Genomic DNA, 213 nt, shown 5'->3' with positions numbered 1-213 from the left:
TATCATAAATTATCGTACTTTGATAATTTTAACCAGCTTTCTCCATTGAATCATTTTTGGTCGTTAGCAGTTGAGGAACAATTCTATGTTGTCTGGCCGTTTATCATTAGTTTAGGACTTTACCACATAAAAAAACAATCCCGTATGATTTTATTGATTTGTCTGGGAGCTGTTGCTTCAGCTTTAGCGATGGCAATTTTGTATGAACCTGGA

General features: G+C 34.7%; 1 pseudogene. It reads left to right on the top strand.

Features of this window, described 5'->3' with window-relative positions:
• Positions 1-213 (top strand): annotated as a pseudogene (locus BAU23_RS01425) (acyltransferase family protein); the annotation flags it as partial.

The organism is Bacillus nitratireducens (assembly GCF_001884135.1).
GTDB lineage: Bacteria > Bacillota > Bacilli > Bacillales > Bacillaceae_G > Bacillus_A > Bacillus_A nitratireducens.
This window is presented reverse-complemented; position numbering and strand designations above follow the sequence as displayed.